Source organism: Streptomyces sp. NPDC057950 (assembly GCF_042887295.1).
GTDB classification, from domain to species: domain Bacteria; phylum Actinomycetota; class Actinomycetes; order Streptomycetales; family Streptomycetaceae; genus Streptomyces; species Streptomyces kaempferi.
On the sequence record NZ_JBHVPP010000007.1, the window covers coordinates 104,708 to 121,003 of the forward strand.

General features: G+C 71.7%; 17 protein-coding genes. 8 read left to right on the forward strand and 9 right to left on the reverse strand.

The features are described from left to right. Window positions 1–309 precede the first annotated feature (309 nt). Together ACFVTC_RS14325 and ACFVTC_RS14330 are read left to right on the forward strand one after the other, a co-directional pair. Window positions 310–1,422, forward strand: a complete 1,113-nt coding sequence (locus ACFVTC_RS14325; protein ID WP_390126872.1) for a magnesium and cobalt transport protein CorA — start codon at window positions 310–312, stop codon at window positions 1,420–1,422. Between the two features lie 33 nt (window positions 1,423–1,455). Then, a complete protein-coding gene (locus tag ACFVTC_RS14330) occupies window positions 1,456–1,998 on the forward strand; it encodes a hypothetical protein (RefSeq protein ID WP_390126874.1) in 543 nt (180 codons plus the stop codon). Between the two features lie 86 nt (window positions 1,999–2,084). On the opposite strand, the gene ACFVTC_RS14335 is transcribed toward ACFVTC_RS14330, so the two are convergent. Then, window positions 2,085–2,843 (reverse strand): hypothetical protein, encoded by a 759-nt coding sequence (locus tag ACFVTC_RS14335; protein WP_390126875.1) that lies wholly within the window; start codon window positions 2,841–2,843, stop codon window positions 2,085–2,087. A gap of 298 nt (window positions 2,844–3,141) precedes the next feature. Between ACFVTC_RS14335 and ACFVTC_RS14340 the strand changes: the two genes are divergently transcribed. From ACFVTC_RS14340 to ACFVTC_RS14350, 3 genes are read left to right on the forward strand one after another with little or no spacing between them, the layout of a single operon-like run. After that, entirely contained in the window at window positions 3,142–4,431 is a 1,290-nt protein-coding gene (locus tag ACFVTC_RS14340) for a magnesium transporter MgtE N-terminal domain-containing protein (protein WP_168530092.1), read from the forward strand. Beyond that, complete coding sequence (locus ACFVTC_RS14345) at window positions 4,421–5,005, forward strand: DUF1003 domain-containing protein (RefSeq protein ID WP_390126876.1); 585 nt, start codon at window positions 4,421–4,423, stop codon at window positions 5,003–5,005. The genes ACFVTC_RS14340 and ACFVTC_RS14345 overlap by 11 nt, the downstream gene beginning before the upstream one ends. Before the next feature lie 44 nt (window positions 5,006–5,049). Then, window positions 5,050–6,183: an Mrp/NBP35 family ATP-binding protein gene (locus ACFVTC_RS14350; RefSeq protein ID WP_390126877.1), complete on the forward strand. Its 1,134-nt coding sequence runs from the start codon at window positions 5,050–5,052 to the stop codon at window positions 6,181–6,183. A 276-nt stretch (window positions 6,184–6,459) separates the two neighbouring features. Here ACFVTC_RS14350 and ACFVTC_RS14355 read toward each other — a convergent pair whose 3' ends face one another. From ACFVTC_RS14355 to sigE, 5 genes are all read right to left on the reverse strand, one after another. Next, window positions 6,460–7,116: a hypothetical protein gene (locus ACFVTC_RS14355; protein WP_390126878.1), complete on the reverse strand. Its 657-nt coding sequence runs from the start codon at window positions 7,114–7,116 to the stop codon at window positions 6,460–6,462. 203 nt (window positions 7,117–7,319) lie between these two features. Continuing rightward, window positions 7,320–7,784, reverse strand: coding sequence for a sec-independent translocase (locus ACFVTC_RS14360; protein WP_390126879.1), 465 nt, complete (start codon window positions 7,782–7,784; stop codon window positions 7,320–7,322). 231 nt (window positions 7,785–8,015) lie between these two features. After that, a complete protein-coding gene (locus tag ACFVTC_RS14365; RefSeq protein ID WP_390126880.1) occupies window positions 8,016–9,887 on the reverse strand; it encodes a trypsin-like peptidase domain-containing protein in 1,872 nt (623 codons plus the stop codon). Window positions 9,888–10,031: 144 nt separating this feature from the next. Beyond that, entirely contained in the window at window positions 10,032–11,012 is a 981-nt protein-coding gene (locus ACFVTC_RS14370) for an anti-sigma factor family protein (protein ID WP_390126881.1), read from the reverse strand. Then, window positions 11,009–11,710 (reverse strand): RNA polymerase sigma factor SigE, encoded by a 702-nt coding sequence (gene sigE, locus ACFVTC_RS14375; protein WP_168530085.1) that lies wholly within the window; start codon window positions 11,708–11,710, stop codon window positions 11,009–11,011. The genes ACFVTC_RS14370 and sigE overlap by 4 nt, the downstream gene beginning before the upstream one ends. A 240-nt stretch (window positions 11,711–11,950) precedes the next feature. Between sigE and ACFVTC_RS14380 the strand changes: the two genes are divergently transcribed. Continuing rightward, window positions 11,951–12,649 (forward strand): O-methyltransferase, encoded by a 699-nt coding sequence (locus ACFVTC_RS14380; RefSeq protein WP_390127059.1) that lies wholly within the window; start codon window positions 11,951–11,953, stop codon window positions 12,647–12,649. A 174-nt stretch (window positions 12,650–12,823) separates the two neighbouring features. On the opposite strand, the gene ACFVTC_RS14385 is transcribed toward ACFVTC_RS14380, so the two are convergent. Next, a complete protein-coding gene (locus tag ACFVTC_RS14385; protein ID WP_003966491.1) occupies window positions 12,824–12,991 on the reverse strand; it encodes a DUF3117 domain-containing protein in 168 nt (55 codons plus the stop codon). 374 nt (window positions 12,992–13,365) lie between these two features. Between ACFVTC_RS14385 and ACFVTC_RS14390 the strand changes: the two genes are divergently transcribed. Then, on the forward strand, window positions 13,366–14,169 hold the full coding sequence (locus ACFVTC_RS14390; protein WP_390126882.1) for an enoyl-CoA hydratase/isomerase family protein: 804 nt from the start codon (window positions 13,366–13,368) through the stop codon (window positions 14,167–14,169). A gap of 58 nt (window positions 14,170–14,227) precedes the next feature. Here ACFVTC_RS14390 and ACFVTC_RS14395 read toward each other — a convergent pair whose 3' ends face one another. After that, complete coding sequence (locus ACFVTC_RS14395; protein ID WP_390126883.1) at window positions 14,228–14,812, reverse strand: DNA-3-methyladenine glycosylase I; 585 nt, start codon at window positions 14,810–14,812, stop codon at window positions 14,228–14,230. Then, on the reverse strand, window positions 14,809–15,165 hold the full coding sequence (locus ACFVTC_RS14400) for a DivIVA domain-containing protein (RefSeq protein WP_390126884.1): 357 nt from the start codon (window positions 15,163–15,165) through the stop codon (window positions 14,809–14,811). The genes ACFVTC_RS14395 and ACFVTC_RS14400 overlap by 4 nt, the downstream gene beginning before the upstream one ends. A gap of 162 nt (window positions 15,166–15,327) precedes the next feature. On the opposite strand from ACFVTC_RS14400, the gene folP reads away from it, so the two are divergent. Next, a complete protein-coding gene (folP, locus tag ACFVTC_RS14405) occupies window positions 15,328–16,188 on the forward strand; it encodes a dihydropteroate synthase (protein WP_390126885.1) in 861 nt (286 codons plus the stop codon). The last annotated feature ends 108 nt before the right edge of the window (window positions 16,189–16,296 follow it).

A 16,296-nucleotide genomic window follows, 5' to 3' on the forward strand; every position in this document is an offset into this window, starting at 1 on the left:
CAATGGACCGAAGTCGACCGTGCAGTACCACCCGCTCTTCCGGTCGCTGAATTCTGTAGCTGGTTTCCTTGCCCAGGCCGGCTGCCGCCTCCTGCAAACGTGTGCATACGTGTCAGCGTTGTCCGTTGCACCACGGAAGAGCGCTTCGTTCCCGCCTGATCTGTCTGATCTGAATCAGTAGCGAAGCTGCCACCGCGACGGTGCGGTGCTCCCCGCTTTGTGGACGTGCCAAACATCCGCAGTCAGGACGTCCCCATTCCGGGCAGTTCCAACCGTCGCCGGCGGCCTCCAGTTGTGAAGGAGCCTGCCATGTCGATGATCCGTGACCTCCGTGCCGCGGTCCGCCCCCGCCCCTCCCTGCGCAAGGACAGCGGCTCGTACGACACCACCCGCGCCCCCGGGACCAACTCCGCCGTGGTCGACTGCGCGGTCTACCGCGACGGGGCCCGCGTCCAGACCCGCGAGCCCCTCACCCCGCACCAGGCGATGCGCCTGGTGCACCGCGACGGCGGCTTCGTGTGGATCGGCCTGCACGAGCCCACCGAGGCCGAGTTCTCGGGCATCGCGAGCGAGTTCGGGCTGCACCCGCTGGCCGTGGAGGACGCCGTACAGGCACACCAGCGGCCCAAGCTGGAGCGCTACGACGACTCCCTGTTCACGGTCTTCAAGACGATCCACTACGTGGAGCACGACGAACTCACCGCCACCAGCGAGGTCGTGGAGACCGGTGAGGTCATGTGCTTCACCGGCCGGGACTTCTTCATCACCGTCCGGCACGGCGGCCAGGGATCGCTGCGGGCGCTGCGGCACCGGCTGCAGGACGAACCTGACCTGCTCGCCAAGGGCCCCTCGGCCGTGCTGCACGCGATCGCCGACCACGTCGTGGACGGGTACATCGCGGTCGCGGACGCCGTGCAGGACGACATCGACGAGGTCGAGACGGAGGTGTTCTCGCTCGGACGCAAAGGCACTCCGCGCGGCACCGACGCCGGTCGCATCTACCAACTCAAGCGTGAGGTACTGGAGTTCAAGCGGGCGGTGTCGCCGCTGCTGCGTCCCATGCAGCTGCTGAGCGAGCGGCCGATGCGGCTGGTCGACCCGGACATCCAGAAGTACTTCCGCGACGTGGCCGACCACCTCGCCCGGGTGCAGGAGCAGGTCCTCGGCTTCGACGAGCTGCTCAACTCGATCCTCCAGGCCAACCTCGCGCAGGCGTCCGTCACGCAGAACGAGGACATGCGCAAGATCACCTCGTGGGCCGCGATCATCGCCGTACCGACGATGGTGTGCGGTGTGTACGGCATGAACTTCGACTACATGCCGGAGCTGCGCTGGAAGTTCGGCTATCCGCTGACGCTCGGCGTCACCGTCGGCATCTGCCTCTCGATCCACCGGATCCTGAAGCGCAACGGATGGCTCTGACGCGGGCGCGTCCCGCTGGCTAGGCTGAGTCCCATGACGGAACAGGTGCTCGATCAGGCGCTCATCGAGGAAGCCACCAAGAAGTCCGGGCTGATCTGGGTGCGTGGCGACGGCACGCCGTCGACCGGCGCCCAGGGCCCCGGAGAGCCCGCCCAGGCCCTGTGGCACGTGTGGCACGACGGCGCGGTCTGTCTGGTCGGCGACGGACCCGGCGAGCAGCCGCTGCCGGGCCTCTCCGACGGGGGCGAGGCGGTGGTCACCGTACGCAGCAAGGACAAGGGCGGGCGTGTGGTGGCCTGGACGGCGAGGGTGGTCGAGCTCGCCCCCGACTCCGACGTGTGGCAGGTGACGGTCGCCGAACTCAAGGGCAAGCGTCTGAACGCGCCGGACGGTGAGGAGATGCCGGCCCGCTGGGCGCGCGAGTGCCGGGTGCTGCGTCTGGAGCCCCTGGCCGGCACGCTCCCGCTGCCGGACGGCTCGCTGGCCGCCGCGCCCCTGCCGACCCCGGCGACGACCCGGCAGCCGGTCCCGGCGGCCGTCCCCCGTCTCCTCTTCAAGAAGCGCAAGCGGTCGTAGGTCCGGGCGGCATCGGGACACTCGGGCCGTCGTAGGACGTCCGGTGGGCATCGGGAGACGCGGGCGGCCGTGGGGCTCGGCGGCGGCTACGAGGTGGGCAGCTGCCTGCCGTAGTCGACGGTCTCGTCCTTGGCCGGTTCGGCGAGGGCGAAGCCCTTGCCCCAGTCAGTGAGGCGGAGGGTGCCGGCGCCGCCCGCGCGGACCAGAAGGACCGGGTAGGGGGTCCCCTTCAGTGAGACGTCGAGGGTGCCGCCCGCTCCCTTGTCACCGGTGATCCGGATGGTGCGGACGCCGGACTGCTCGTGGTGGCCGTCCGTGGCGAGCGTGCCGTGCAGGGTGAGCAGGCCCTCCAGGAGGGCGTCCTTGTCCGTGAAACTGATGAAGCGCTTGTAGGCCGGGTCGCCGGCCGGCACCTTCACGTACTTGCCGCCGAGCTTGTCGGCGGCGGCCGTGTCCGCCGAGGTGCCGTCGCTCTTGTCGCCCTGATGGCTCCAGAACTCGGCGCCGGCCTTGAGGAAGAGGTGTTCGCCCACCCGCAGCAGCCGGAAACCCGCGCCCTGCGAGGTGACCGAACCGGTGCCGCCGTCCGCCTTCAGACGCATGTCGAGCTTGTACGTGCGTCCGTTCGACACCACGGTCCCGGCGAGCCTGACCGCCTCCGCGGACGTGGCCGCGGTGCGGGCCTTCGACTGGATCGTGGCGGCGGGCAGCTTGCCCACCCCGTTCGTGCCCGCGTCCGGATCCTCGCTGCCGCACCCCGTCAGTCCCGTCCCCGTCACGACCAGGGCGCACATCGCGCCCACCAGTGCGGCCCTGCGGGTACGGCCCTGGAGAATCGCAGTCACAGGTGGGCTGCCTTTCGTACGGGGGTCCATGCGGGTGTCCGTGCCGGGGCGCCCTGCGGGGGTCCACACGGGGTGCCCACCACGGCGTACGGCAGCGTACCGGTGCCGCCGCGGGCCGACGGAGCCAGTCCGTCCGGACCGCTCACCAGGGCGTATCCGACCGGGACGGGCTAGCCTGAAGCCCACCCGAGCGGACAGAACGGGACCAAGCACGCGTACGGCGACACCACCCGGCGCACGTACCGGGACAGCACGGGAAACACCTACCGGGACAGCACGGAAAGAAGGAGGCGCGGGCATGGCCGCAGGCGCCCCCCGGATCTTCGTCTCGCACCTCGCCGGTGTCGCCGTCTTCGACCCCAACGGCGACCTGGTCGGACGCGTGCGGGACCTGGTCGCCATGCTGCGCGTGGGGCGGCGCCCGCCCCGGCTGCTGGGGCTGGTCGTCGAGCTGTCCACCCGGCGGCGCATCTTCCTGCCCATGACCCGTGTGACCGGTATCGAGTCCGGTCAGGTCATCACCACCGGCGTCCTGAACGTGCGGCGCTTCGAGCAGCGGCCCACCGAGCGGCTCGTGTTCGGGGAACTGCTCGACCGGCGGGTACGGCTCGTCGACACGGACGAGGAGGTCACCGTCCTCGACGTGTCGGTCCAGCAGCTGCCGGCCCGCCGGGAGTGGGAGATCGGCCGGGTCTTCGTGCGCCGGGCCCGCAGCGGGACCTTCCGGCGCACCCGGGGCGAGACCCTGACCGTCGACTGGTCCGCCGTCACCGGGTTCTCGCTGGAGGAACACGGGCAGGGCGCCGAGAGTCTGCTCGCCACCTTCGAGCAACTGCGCGCCGCCGACCTCGCCAACGTGCTGCACCACCTCTCCCCGAAGCGGCGCGGCGAGGTGGCCGCCGCACTCGACGACGACCGTCTCGCCGACGTGCTGGAGGAACTCCCCGAGGACGACCAGATCGAGATCCTCGGCAAGCTCAAGGAGGAGCGCGCGGCGGACGTCCTGGAGGCGATGGACCCCGACGACGCGGCCGACCTGCTCGCCGAACTGCCGGAGGAGGACGTGGAGCGGCTGCTGACGCTGATGCGGCCCGACGACGCGGCCGACGTACGGCGGCTGATGGCGTACGAGGAGCGCACCGCGGGAGGTCTGATGACGACCGAGCCGATCGTGCTGCGGCCGGACGCCACGGTCGCCGAGGCGCTCGCCCGGGTCCGCAGCTCCGACCTGTCCCCCGCGCTCGCCGCCCAGGTGTACGTGTGCCGCCCCCCGGACGAGACGCCGACCGGCAAGTACCTGGGCACCGCGCACTTCCAGCGACTGCTGCGCGACCCGCCCTACACGCTGGTCAGCTCGATCCTCGACGACGATCTGCAGCCGCTGGCGCCGGACGCGGCGCTGCCGGTCGTCGCGGGTTTCTTCGCCACCTACGACATGGTCGCCGCGCCCGTGGTCGACGAGAGCGGCTCCCTGCTCGGCGCGGTGACCGTGGACGACGTCCTGGACCACATGCTGCCCGAGGACTGGCGCGAGACGGAGTTCCATCTGCACGAGGACGAGGCCGTAGGGGGGAGCCATGACGCCTGACCGCGAGACCCGCGAACGGGCCGTCACGGGCGCCACCGCGACCACCCGGCCGCGCAGCCGTCTCGACCAGCCGATGCCGCCGCGCCGCAGGCTGCTGCCCGAGTGGGACCCGGAGGCGTTCGGACGGCTGTCGGAACGGATCGCCCGCTTCCTGGGCACCGGGCGGTTCATCGTCTGGATGACGGTCGTCATCATCCTGTGGGTGGTGTGGAACGTCAGCGCACCCCGTGACCTGCGGTTCGACAACTACCCGTTCATCTTCCTGACCCTGATGCTGTCGCTCCAGGCCTCGTACGCCGCCCCCCTGATCCTGCTCGCCCAGAACCGCCAGGACGACCGCGACCGGGTCAACCTCGAACAGGACCGCAAACAGAACGAGCGGTCGATCGCGGACACCGAGTACCTCACCCGCGAGATCGCCGCCCTGCGCATCGGCCTCGGTGAGGTGGCCACCCGCGACTGGATCCGCTCCGAACTCGAGGACCTGGTCAGAGCGCTGGAGGAGGACCATTCCGACAGCCACGTCGTATTCCCGGCGGAACGGTCGCCGGGACGTGACGCAGGCGACCGCTGACGGGGCTTTCCGGGCCCCGGTCCGGGCGCCGTACCATCGTCCCTATGGCTACGGAAGACGCGGTGCGCGAAGCACTGGCGACGGTGAACGACCCCGAGATCCAGCGACCCATCACCGAACTGGGGATGGTCAAATCGGTGGACGTCGGTGCGGATGGCGCGGTCGCGGTCACCGTGTATCTGACCGTCTCCGGCTGCCCGATGCGCGAGACCATCACCGAGAACGTGACGAAGGCGGTCTCGGCGGTCGAGGGCGTCACCCGCGTCGACGTGACCCTGGACGTCATGAGCGACGAGCAGCGCCGCGAGCTGGCGGGAGCGCTGCGCGGCGGCCAGGCCGAGCGCGAGGTCCCCTTCGCCAAGCCGGGCTCACTCACGCGCGTGTACGCGGTCGCCTCCGGCAAGGGCGGCGTCGGCAAGTCCTCGGTGACGGTGAACCTGGCGGCGGCGATGGCAGCCGACGGGCTCAAGGTCGGCGTGGTCGACGCGGACATCTACGGCCACTCCGTACCGCGGATGCTCGGCGTCGACGGCCGTCCGACCCAGGTCGAGAACATGATCATGCCGCCGTCGGCGCACGGCGTGAAGGTCATCTCCATCGGCATGTTCACCCCGGGCAACGCCCCGGTCGTGTGGCGCGGCCCGATGCTCCACCGCGCCCTGCAGCAGTTCCTGGCGGACGTGTACTGGGGTGACCTGGACGTCCTCCTCCTCGACCTCCCGCCGGGCACCGGCGACATCGCGATCTCCGTCGCCCAGCTGGTGCCGAACGCCGAGATCCTCGTCGTCACCACCCCGCAGCAGGCGGCGGCCGAGGTCGCCGAGCGCGCGGGCTCCATCGCCGTCCAGACCCACCAGAAGATCGTGGGCGTCGTCGAGAACATGTCGGGCCTGCCGTGCCCGCACTGCGGCGAGATGGTCGACGTGTTCGGCACCGGCGGCGGTCAGTCGGTCGCGGACGGTCTGACCCGCACCACCGGCGCGAACGTCCCGGTGCTCGGCTCCATCCCCATCGACGTCCGTCTGCGCGAGGGCGGCGACGACGGCAGGCCGGTCGTCCTGACGGATCCCGCGTCCCCGGCCGGCTCGGCCCTGCGTGCCATCGCCGGCAAGCTCGGCGGCCGGCAGCGCGGCCTGTCGGGCATGTCCCTGGGCATCACCCCGAGGAACAAGTTCTAGACCGGCGGTTTCCCGAACCTTCCGTCCCGAAGAGGCGAACGCGCCCCCCGCCAGGGGGCGCGGAGATCCGCCCCCCCCCGCCGGCGGCGCGGAGATCTGCGCACCCGCCAGGGGCGTGAAGATCCGCGCACCTTCAGGAGGGCGGGAAACCGCACGCCTCGGCGACGCGGGCAACCTCACACCTTCAGGGGCGCGGGGAACCGCACGGCCGGCCACAGCCGACCCGCGGCGGAAGAACCGCCCCGCGGCACCCCGGCAGGTCACCCCGCGGAGCGCTCACGCGTACGCGGCGATGTCCTTGACCACGGCGAAGCCCAGCCCGTACGCGCTCATGCCCCGCCCGTACGCACCCACGTGCACGCCCTCCTGGGTCGACCCCGCGAGCACCCAGCCGAACTCGGACTCGCGGTAGTGGAACGGCGTGGGAACGCCGTCCACCGGCAGGGACAGCGAGGACCAGTCCGACCCGTCGAGATCGTCCGCGAGGACCCACGCCGTCTCGGTCTGCTGGTCCAGCCAGTCGTCCCGCAGCGTGTGGTCCATCTGGCCGGGCCAGGTGAAGGACAGCAGGCCCACGCCTGCCAGCCAGGCCGCCGAGGACACCGAGGTGGCCTCCAGCAGCCCCGTGCCGTCCGCGCTGCGCCGCGAGGGGTTCGCCGCGACGGTCACCACGACCGCGAAGCGCTCCTTGTCCTCGGTCGACTCGCTGCGCACCGAGGGCTCCTCACCGTGCCCGATCGAACCGTGCTCGACGGCGCCGTCCGCCGACATGCCCACCTGCATCAGCCAGCGCGGTCCCGTGAATGCCTCGTCGAGGCCGTACCACGGGAAGGGCGCCAGCAGGTAGCCGTCGACCGTGCGCCGGGCGAAGGGGACCGGTTGTCCGCCCTCCGTGGCCGGTGCCTGCCCGCCTACCCGACTTGTCGTCTCCATCTGCCGGACGCCTCCTTGCTCTCGTCGGACCGGGTGGCCCGCCCCCCTCGGGCGTCCTCAGCAGTCCGCACAACAACTGGGCAGCATAGCCACACCGCTCCGAGCAGCACGGAAAGCACCCGTCGCGTGGGTCGCGGCCGCCGTCGATTTCCGGCCGTGTCGCAAGGGCCCGGACCCCTGACGCGCCTCGGTCGGTGTACGGCTCAGGTGGCGTCGGCGTCGAAGGGCGGGCGCTCGTCCTGGCCGGACTTCTCGGGCTTCTTGGTCATGTCCACGGTCGAGCCGGAACCCGAGCCGGAACCCGAACCCGATCCTGAACCCGAAGCGGAGCTCGACGACTCGGATTCACGGCCGTGCACCGCGTCCGTGACCTCGGCCATCTCCTTCTTCAGGTCGAAGCCGTTACGGATCTCCTTGAGCCCCAGCTCGTCGTTGTCCAGCTGCTTGCGCAGGAACGTCTTGGGGTTGAGGTCCTCGAACTCGAAGTCCTTGAACTCCGGGCCGAGTTCCTCGCGGATGTCCGCCTTGGCGCTCTCCGAGAACTCACGGATCTTGCGGATGGTGCGCGTGACGTCCTGGATCATCTTCGGGAGCTTGTCCGGACCGAAGACGAGCACGGCGAGGACAACGAGCGCCACCAGCTCGAGCGGTCCTATGTCATTGAACACCTGAAGCTCCTTGCGATGTCCTTCGGTCCTCGGCCCTCGGCGGTTCTTCCGTGGTCCGGGCCCGGTCCACGGTACCCGGCGATCCCGTCCGTCCGGAACTGTCCCGGGGCCTCCGGGTCCCTGTACACGTCGAGTTTTCCCGGAAGTTTGCCGCTCGGGGCCGGGTGCGGGCCCCCGCTGTGACGTTCGTGTCAGTTGTCGTCCGTCGAGGTGAACCGCGGTCCGGGACCGTCAGTCGCCGTCGGCCGAGCCGAGAACCAGGGTGATCCGCTCAGGGCCACCGGCCCGCCGCAGGGTCAGCAGCAGCCGGTCGCCGGGGCGGTGGGCGCGAGTCCGCACGATCAGCTCCTCCCCCGAGTGCACGCGCAGCCCGTCGACCTCGGTGATGACGTCGCCCGCCCTGATCCCCGCCCGCGCCCCGGGGCCCCCCGGGGTGACCGGCGGGCCGCCGCTCGTCTTCGTACCGACCCGGGCGCCGTCGCCGGTGTAGTCCATGTCGAGCGTGACACCGATCACCGGGTGGGTCGCCCGGCCCGTGTTGATCAGCTCCTCGGCGACACGCCTGGCCTGGTTGACGGGGATGGCGAAACCGAGCCCGATGGAACCGGCCTGACCGGCCTGCGGGTCGGCGGCGCTGTCGGCGGAGCGGATGGCGCTGTTGATGCCGATCACCCGTGCCCGGGAGTCGAGGAGGGGCCCGCCGGAATTGCCCGGGTTGATGGGCGCGTCGGTCTGCAGGGCGTCCACGTACGAGACGTCGCTCCCGTCGCCCTTCTCGCCGCCCGCCGTGATGGGCCGCTCCTTGGCGCTGATGATCCCGGAGGTGACGGTGTTGGCGAGGTCGAAGGGTGCGCCGATCGCGACGACGGGGTCGCCCACCTGGACGCTGTCGGAGTTGCCCAGCGGCAGCGGCCGCAGTCCGCCGACCCCGGACACCTCGACCACGGCGAGGTCGTAGCCGCTGTCGTGCCCGACGACGGTGGCCTTGGCGCTCTCGCCGCCGCTGAACGTCACGGTTATCCCGCCACGCGTGCCGGCCGGTTCGACCACGTGGTTGTTGGTGAGGATGTGGCCCCGGGTGTCGAGGACGAAGCCGGTGCCGGTGCCCTGCTCGTCGGTGCCGCGCACATGCAGCGTGACGACGCCGGGCAGGGCGCGGGCCGCTATCCCGGCGACACTGTCCGCGGGCCTTCCGGGGGCCTCCTTCGCGGCCTGGGGCAGCTCGATGTCCCCTGATTCGCCGTCGCGCTCGAGATGGACGCCCACGGCGCCGCCGACGCCCCCGGAGACGACGGCGATCAGCACGGCTCCGAGGACCAGCGCCTTCCTGACGCTCCCGCGGTGCCGCGTCCCCGTGCCGACCGCCGCGCCGTTCTGCTGGAGGGGCCCGGGAGCGGCCCAGGGGTCGTAGTTCCGCCAGGGGCCCGGAGCGGGACGGGAAGCGGTCGTGTACGGGGCTGGAGGCGCCCCTGGGGGCAGTGAGGCCCCTGGGGCCGGGGTTCCCGCCGGAACACCCGTCCCGGCCCCGGAGACGGCCACCGGGGCGGACGCGTCACGCGAGTCACCGACGATGGGGTCGGGGGTGCCGTGCGCCGGGGTGCCGTGTGCCGATGTGATCGCCGGGTGCTGGACCGGAGGGGCGGGCGCCCAGGGGCCGGGCTCGCCGTACGGCGGGGTGCTGTAGGGGTCGGGGTCGTGCAGGGGCGCGGGGCGGTCTGCGGGCTCCAGGGGCGCGGGTGCGGTGGCGGACCCTCCGGCGAACGTCCCGGTGCCCGGTGCGCCCGAGCCGCCCAGTGCGTCCGGTGCGTCGGTCGTGGGTGCGGGCGCGGGCGCGGGCGGTTCCAGCTCGAAGTCGCCGTCACGGTCGAAGTCGCCGTCATGGTCGAAGCCGCCGGGACGGTCGAAGCCGCCGTCATGGTCGAAGCCGCCGGGACGGTCGAAGCCGCCTTCACGGTCGAAGTCGCCGGTACGGTCGGGATCGCCCTCAGGACCGCTGTCGCTCCCGGGCGGGCGGACGCCCGCCGAGCCCGACTCTCCGGCCACCGGGGGTACCGGCCGGGGCCGACTCCACCACTTCGCCCTGGTCGGCTTCCCGTCGTCCATGTTCTCCCCACACCCGGCCCGCGGCACAGCTCGCCCGCGGTCACCGCAGATTGCCGACTTCCGCGTCCGGGAATCCCTGAATCCCCGCGGACGCGCCCCACCCCGGATTCAACCAGGTTCCGGGGTCGCGGCGAAGAGAGTGGGTCAGCGGGCGGTACGGGAGGAGAGGGACGGGGAGGAGGAGGGGGACGAGGCCGGAACGGGGGCGGCGAGCAGACCCGGGGTCGCGACGTCGGGCGCCATCGACCAGGAGGCCGACACGGCCGGCTGCACCTCGGTGAGCGGACGTATCAGTGGGGACATCACCGCGGCGCCGGCCACCACGGGGGTCGTCAGCGTGTGCATCACGTCCTGGTCCTGGGCTGCCGGGGCGGGGATTCCGGGCAGCAGCGGCGCGGACACCTCGGTGGGCTGCACGGGGGCGTCACCGAACCCGCGCTGGCCCTGGGCGAGCAGCGGCCCGGTGGAGCGGCGGCGCTGTGTCTCGGGAGCCGTCGCGGTGCCCGAGCCGGGGGTGCGCATCGGTGTCACGTTGCTCCCGCCGGAGCCGCCGCGCGCGTCCGCGGTGTCACCGGGCATCCCGGTCGACACCCCGCCGAGCGCGACCGCGGCGAGCGACACCGCGCCGGCCGCGGCGAAGGCGAAGCGCAGACCGCGCGAGGAGGACCTCTCGGCCTCGTGGCGGCTGACGTCATGGATACGGAAGCCACGTCCGGCGGACGGCGGCAGCACATCCGCGTGCGGCCCGGCGGGCACGTACCCGAAGGGTTCGCCGCGCACGCCGAAGACTCCGGTCACCCCGGGACCGGAGGGGAGTCTTCCGCCGAATGCTCCCCCGCCGAACGGTGAGCCGTCACCGCTGTCGAAGTCACCTCCCCCGGGCAGCCCCTGGAGACGGGCCAGGAAGCTCTCGGAGGGGGGCGGAGGGGCGACTTCCGCGAAGACGTTCTTCAGTCGGCGCTGGGCGTCCGCCTCGGCCTTGCACTTCGCACAGGTGGCGAGGTGGGCCAGGACGCGCTCGCGCGACTCATGACCGAGCTCCCCGTCCACCAGGGCGGACAGTCGGTCCCCAAGATGCTGGTCGGCAACAAGCCGCTCCGCAGAGTCAGGCCGTGATCCACTCACGCGGTCGCGCCCCCTCCTCCCAGCGCGGGAACTCCCGTGATCGCGAAGCCGCGGCGCTCGGCACGGGCCTCGGGAGACCGGTGCGAGAGGGCCTTGCGCAGCTGCGAACGGCCACGGTGGATCCGGCTGCGGACCGTACCGAGCTTGACGCCCAGGGTGGCGGCGATCTCCTCGTACGACAGTCCCTCGATGTCGCAGAGGACGACGGCGGCGCGGAACTCGGGCGCGAGGGTGTCCAGCGCCTGCTGGACGTCCGCGTCGAAGTGCGCGTCGTTGAAGACCTGCTGCGGGGAGGGCTCGCGGCTGGGCAGACGCTCGGCCGCGTCGTCGCCGAGGGCGTCGAAGCGGATGCGCTGCTTTCGGCGCACCATGTCCAGGAAGAGGTTGGTGGTGATGCGGTGCAGCCAGCCCTCGAAGGTGCCGGGCGTATAGGTCGACAGGGAGCGGAAGACACGGACGAAGACCTCCTGGGTGAGGTCCTCGGCGTCGTGCTGGTTTCCCGTCAGGCGGTAGGCGAGCCGGTAGACCCGGCCGCTGTGCGTGCTGACGATCTCCTCCCAGGTGGGCGGAGTCCACGCCTGCGACTCCGCGTCGGTGGTGAACGTCGCGGTCTGCGCGGGGGCAGCAGCATGGAACGTGTCAGCGATGTCGGTCACGGATTTCGGCTCACCCGCCGATCGCAGCAGGCGCCTCAGCACCCGTCCCCGATCCACAGGCGCAGCCGCACCTCCCCTGTCGGCTCTGGTGGTGTCCAGTGGAGCCCCTACCATAGCCACCTCGCCCGTTAGCTCCGGATAAGCGGTTTTACGGGAAATTGATACACGCTCATATGGCTGTGTCAGCACGTGCTCGGCACCTCGCTCCGCCTCCCGCTCCGCGACCTGATCCATGCGCTTCCCCCCCGGTCTGTTTCCCCATCCCTCTAAACGCCCGGTCCCATCAGCAGGTTCCCGGCACCAACGGATACAGTCACGCCCAGGCAACCACGGGGACAGGAGAGGGTCATTACCGGCAACCGGCAGACGAGCTGGGCGTTCGCCGACGCCTTTGTCGCCGAGGACGAGGCGCTGCGCTGGGCCCGCGACCGGGCCCGCGAGGCCGGCCTGCGCTCGGTGTCGCCCGGCACGGGCGCCGCGCTGCGCCTGCTCGCCGCCACGGTGGACGCGAAAGCGGTGGCGGAGATCGGGACCGGGACCGGCGTCTCCGGAATTCATCTGCTGCACGGCATGCGGCCGGACGGGGTACTGACCACCGTGGACCCGGAGCCGGACCGCCAGCAGTTCGCCCGCCAGGCCTTCCGCGCGGCGGGCTTCGCGAGCAACCGCGCGCGCTTCATCCCCGGCCGCGCGCTGGACGTGCTCCCCCGGCTCGCGGACGCCGGCTACGACCTCGTCTTCTGCGACGGCGACCGTCTGGAGTGCCTGGACTACCTCGCTGAATCGTTGCGCCTGCTGCGGCCGGGCGGGCTCGTCGCCTTCGAGGGCGTGTTCGCGGACGGCCGCACGATGGACTCGGGCCCGCAGCCGGCGGAGGTCGGCCGGCTGCGCGAGCTGCTGCGCGCGGTGCGGGAGAGCCAGGACCTGGTGCCCTCGCTGCTGCCGGTGGGCGACGGCCTGCTGTGCGCCGTCAAGCCCTGATCCGCACCGCCGGGCACCCGTCCGACCCGCCCTGCCTCACTCCGACACGGCTCCTACACGGCTCTGACCTGCATCGATGCCAAAAGGGCGGGTCGTCGGGCCGCCCTTGACGCACCACTGCCCCGGCACCGTTTACGATGCCGGGGCAGGTGAAAAGGTATGGTCGCTTCCGCGTCAGCCGACGACCTTCTTGAGGGCGTCGCCGAGCGCGTCGGCCTCGTCAGGGGTCAGCTCGACGACGAGCCGACCGCCGCCTTCGAGCGGAACGCGCATGACGATGCCCCGCCCCTCCTTTGTCACCTCGAGCGGGCCATCGCCCGTCCGCGGCTTCATGGCCGCCATGCTCGTTCCCCTTCCTGAAACCAGCTCATCGTCGCCGACGGCCCCTTGGAGGGCACGCACGTCCTCTCATAGGACACACGTCACCGGCATCGAACACATTGCTTCCAGGCCATTATCCCGCATCTCAGGACCCGATGACCAACATCAGTCGGCATCGCTTGCGCAACGCGCTTGAGCAAAACCACTCAATTCGGCGATGTGGCTGCGATACTGCGCCGCCGCATGGACTCTCACGGCCCGGAATTCTTTGACGCAGGTCACATGTACCGTCCGTTCCTCGGGCCGTGATCTCCGCTCCGTCGTCCTGCATGCTGTCCTCGGACGCAGGGCGTACCGACGGGTACGACGGAGCCGCGACACCGAGGGGACCCATCATGGCCGACACCGTGCTCTACGAGGTGAGCGACGGACTCGCGACGATCACGCTGAACCGCCCCGGGGCGATGAACGCGATGGACACCGGTACGAAGGTCGCCCTGCGGGACGCGGCGCAAAAGGCCGCGGCGGACCCGGAGGTGCGGGCGATCCTGCTCACCGCGGCCGGTGACCGGGCGTTCTGTGTCGGGCAGGACCTCAAGGAGCACATCGGGCTGCTGGCCGCCGACAAGGAGTCGGGGTCGAGGCACACGATGAGCACCGTGCGCGAGCACTACAACCCGATCGTGCGCGCCCTGACCGGCGCCGCGAAGCCCGTGGTGGCCGCGGTCAACGGTGTCGCGGCCGGTGCGGGTCTCGGTTTCGCGCTCGCCGCGGACTACCGGATCGTCGCCGACACGGCCGCCTTCAACACGTCGTTCGCCGGGGTGGCGCTGACCGCCGACTCCGGGATCTCCTGGACGCTGCCGCGGGTCGTGGGCCCGGGGCGCGCCGCCGACCTGCTGCTCTTCCCGCGCAGCATCACCGCGCAGGAGGCGTACGAGCTGGGCATCGCGAACCGGCTCGTGCCCGCCGGGGAACTGCGCGCGGAGGCGGAGAAGGTGGCGCGGGCGCTGGCCGCGGGGCCGACGGTGGCGTACGCCGCGCTGAAGGAGGCCGTCGCGTACGGCCTGACCCACTCTCTGGACGAGACGCTGGAGAAGGAGGACGAGCTGCAGACGCGGGCGGGGGCGTCCGAGGACCACCTGATCGCGGTGCAGGCGTTCGTCAACAAGGAGAAGCCCAAGTACTTGGGGCGGTGACGGGTCGCGAGCGGGGGCGGCGGGCCGACCGTGGCCGGCCGCCCACCCCCCGACGCTCCTACAGGGTGTCCTTGCGCGCGACGCAGTCCACCAGGTGGTCATTGACCAGGCCGCACGCCTGCATCAGGGCGTACGCCGTCGTCGGGCCCACGAAACGGATGCCGCGCTTCTTGAGGGTCTTGGAGAGGGCGGTCGACTCGTCGGTGACGGCAGGGACGTCGGACAGTCTCGCCGGGGCCGGGCGGGTGTCCGGGTCGGGCGCGAAGGACCAGATCAGCTCGTCGAGCTCGCCGGGCGCCCAGTCGGTCAGCACGCGCGCGTTGGCGACGGTCGCCTCGATCTTCGCGCGGTTGCGGATGATGCCCGCGTCGCCGAGGAGACGCTCCTTGTCGACGTCCGTGAAGGCGGCCACCGAGGCGATCTCGAAGCCTGCGAAGGCGGCCCGGAAGCCCCGCCTGCGGCGCAGGATGGTGATCCAGGACAGGCCCGACTGGAATGCCTCCAGACAGAGCCGCTCGTACAGCGCGTCGTCGCCGTGGACCGGGCGGCCCCACTCCTCGTCGTGGTACGCCACGTAGTCCTCGGTGGACAGCGCCCAGGGGCAGCGCGGAGCGCCGTCGGGACCGGCTACGGCGTCGCTCAACGTTCCTCGCCCTCCACGTGCTTGTGCAGCGAGGTGGACCGCGTGGTGTCCGCGCGGGCGCCGGCGAGCGCGGACTCCAGGTCGGCGATCCGGGCGTCGCGCTCCTCGAGCTCGGCGCCGAGGCGGCCGAGGGCGTCGTCCACGTCCGCCATGCGGTAGCCGCGGGCGGCGAGCGGGAACCGCAGGGACTCCACGTCCGCGCGGTTCACCGGCCGGGCGGCGGGCAGCGGATCGTCCAGCCGGTCGGGCGGCGCCTCGGGCAGGGGCGCGCTCTCGCCGCCGCCCACCACGGCCAGGGTCACCGCCGCGACCACGACGGCGAGCGCGACGACCAGGAACAAGAACATGAACATCGCTGAGGTCCCCACGCTCTGGTGCCGACGCGGTCGCGTCGGCGCGAAAGTACTGAAGCTCGGTGACGGCGGAACCGTCGGACTCCGATCGTGCCATGCGAGTCTGACAGCTAGGGTCGCAGGCGGCTAAGCAGCGGGATACACAGGGAGAGGTCACAGGGGATGCTCAGGCTGGGGAAGCACGAATTCGACCCGCACGAGCCGGTGATCATGGCCATCGTGAACCGGACCCCGGACTCCTTCTACGACCAGGGAGCCACCTTCCACGACGAGCCGGCGCTCGCCCGGGTGGAACAGGCGATCGCCGAGGGGGCCGCGATCATCGACATCGGCGGGGTCAAGGCCGGTCCCGGCGAGGAGGTCACCGCCGAGGAGGAGGCACGTCGTACGGTCGGCTTCGTCGCCGAGGTCCGACGCCGCTTCCCCGACGTGATCATCAGCGTCGACACCTGGCGGCACGAGGTCGGCGAGGCGGTCTGCGAGGCGGGGGCGGATCTCCTCAACGACGCGTGGGGCGGGGTGGATCCGCGGCTCGCGGAGGTCGCGGCGCGGTACGGGGTGGGGCTGGTGTGCACGCATGCCGGGGGCGCGGAGCCGCGGACGCGTCCGCACCGGATCGCGTACGACGACGTCATGGCCGACATTCTGCGCGTGACCGTCGGGCTGGCCGAGCGGGCCGTGTCGCTGGGGGTCGCGCGGCAGTCCGTGCTGATCGATCCCGGGCACGACTTCGGGAAGAACACCCGGCACAGTCTGGAGGCGACGCGGAGGCTGGGTGAGATGGTCGGGACGGGCTGGCCGGTGCTCGTCTCGCTCTCCAACAAGGACTTCGTCGGTGAGACGCTCGACAGGCCGGTCAAGGAGCGGGTGGTGGGGACGCTGGCGACGACCGCCGTCTCGGCGTGGCTGGGGGCGCAGGTGTATCGCGTCCACGAGGTCGCGGAGACGCGGCAGGTGCTTGACATGGTGGCGTCGATCGCGGGCCACCGGCCGCCGGCGGTCGCCCGCCGCGGCCTGGCGTAGGTCCCCTCGTCCCCGCCGCCCCTACCCGTCCCGTAGCCGGGGGCGCCGCGCCCCCGGACCCCCGGGGGCGCGGCGCCCCCCGCGGGGTCGGGGCCGCGTACCCCCCGG

What these genes read in the sequence shown, in the direction of transcription:
- ACFVTC_RS14325 (WP_390126872.1), top strand. Translation starts at nt 310, where the DNA reads ATGTCGATGATCCGTGACCTCCGTGCCGCGGTCCGCCCCCGCCCCTCC.
- ACFVTC_RS14330 (WP_390126874.1), top strand. Translation starts at nt 1,456, where the DNA reads ATGACGGAACAGGTGCTCGATCAGGCGCTCATCGAGGAAGCCACCAAG.
- ACFVTC_RS14340 (WP_168530092.1), top strand. Translation starts at nt 3,142, where the DNA reads ATGGCCGCAGGCGCCCCCCGGATCTTCGTCTCGCACCTCGCCGGTGTC.
- ACFVTC_RS14345 (WP_390126876.1), top strand. Translation starts at nt 4,421, where the DNA reads ATGACGCCTGACCGCGAGACCCGCGAACGGGCCGTCACGGGCGCCACC.
- ACFVTC_RS14350 (WP_390126877.1), top strand. Translation starts at nt 5,050, where the DNA reads ATGGCTACGGAAGACGCGGTGCGCGAAGCACTGGCGACGGTGAACGAC.
- ACFVTC_RS14355 (WP_390126878.1), bottom strand. Translation starts at nt 7,116, where the DNA reads ATGGAGACGACAAGTCGGGTAGGCGGGCAGGCACCGGCCACGGAGGGC.
- ACFVTC_RS14365 (WP_390126880.1), bottom strand. Translation starts at nt 9,887, where the DNA reads ATGGACGACGGGAAGCCGACCAGGGCGAAGTGGTGGAGTCGGCCCCGG.
- ACFVTC_RS14385 (WP_003966491.1), bottom strand. Translation starts at nt 12,991, where the DNA reads ATGGCGGCCATGAAGCCGCGGACGGGCGATGGCCCGCTCGAGGTGACA.
- ACFVTC_RS14390 (WP_390126882.1), top strand. Translation starts at nt 13,366, where the DNA reads ATGGCCGACACCGTGCTCTACGAGGTGAGCGACGGACTCGCGACGATC.
- ACFVTC_RS14400 (WP_390126884.1), bottom strand. Translation starts at nt 15,165, where the DNA reads ATGTTCATGTTCTTGTTCCTGGTCGTCGCGCTCGCCGTCGTGGTCGCG.
- folP (WP_390126885.1), top strand. Translation starts at nt 15,328, where the DNA reads ATGCTCAGGCTGGGGAAGCACGAATTCGACCCGCACGAGCCGGTGATC.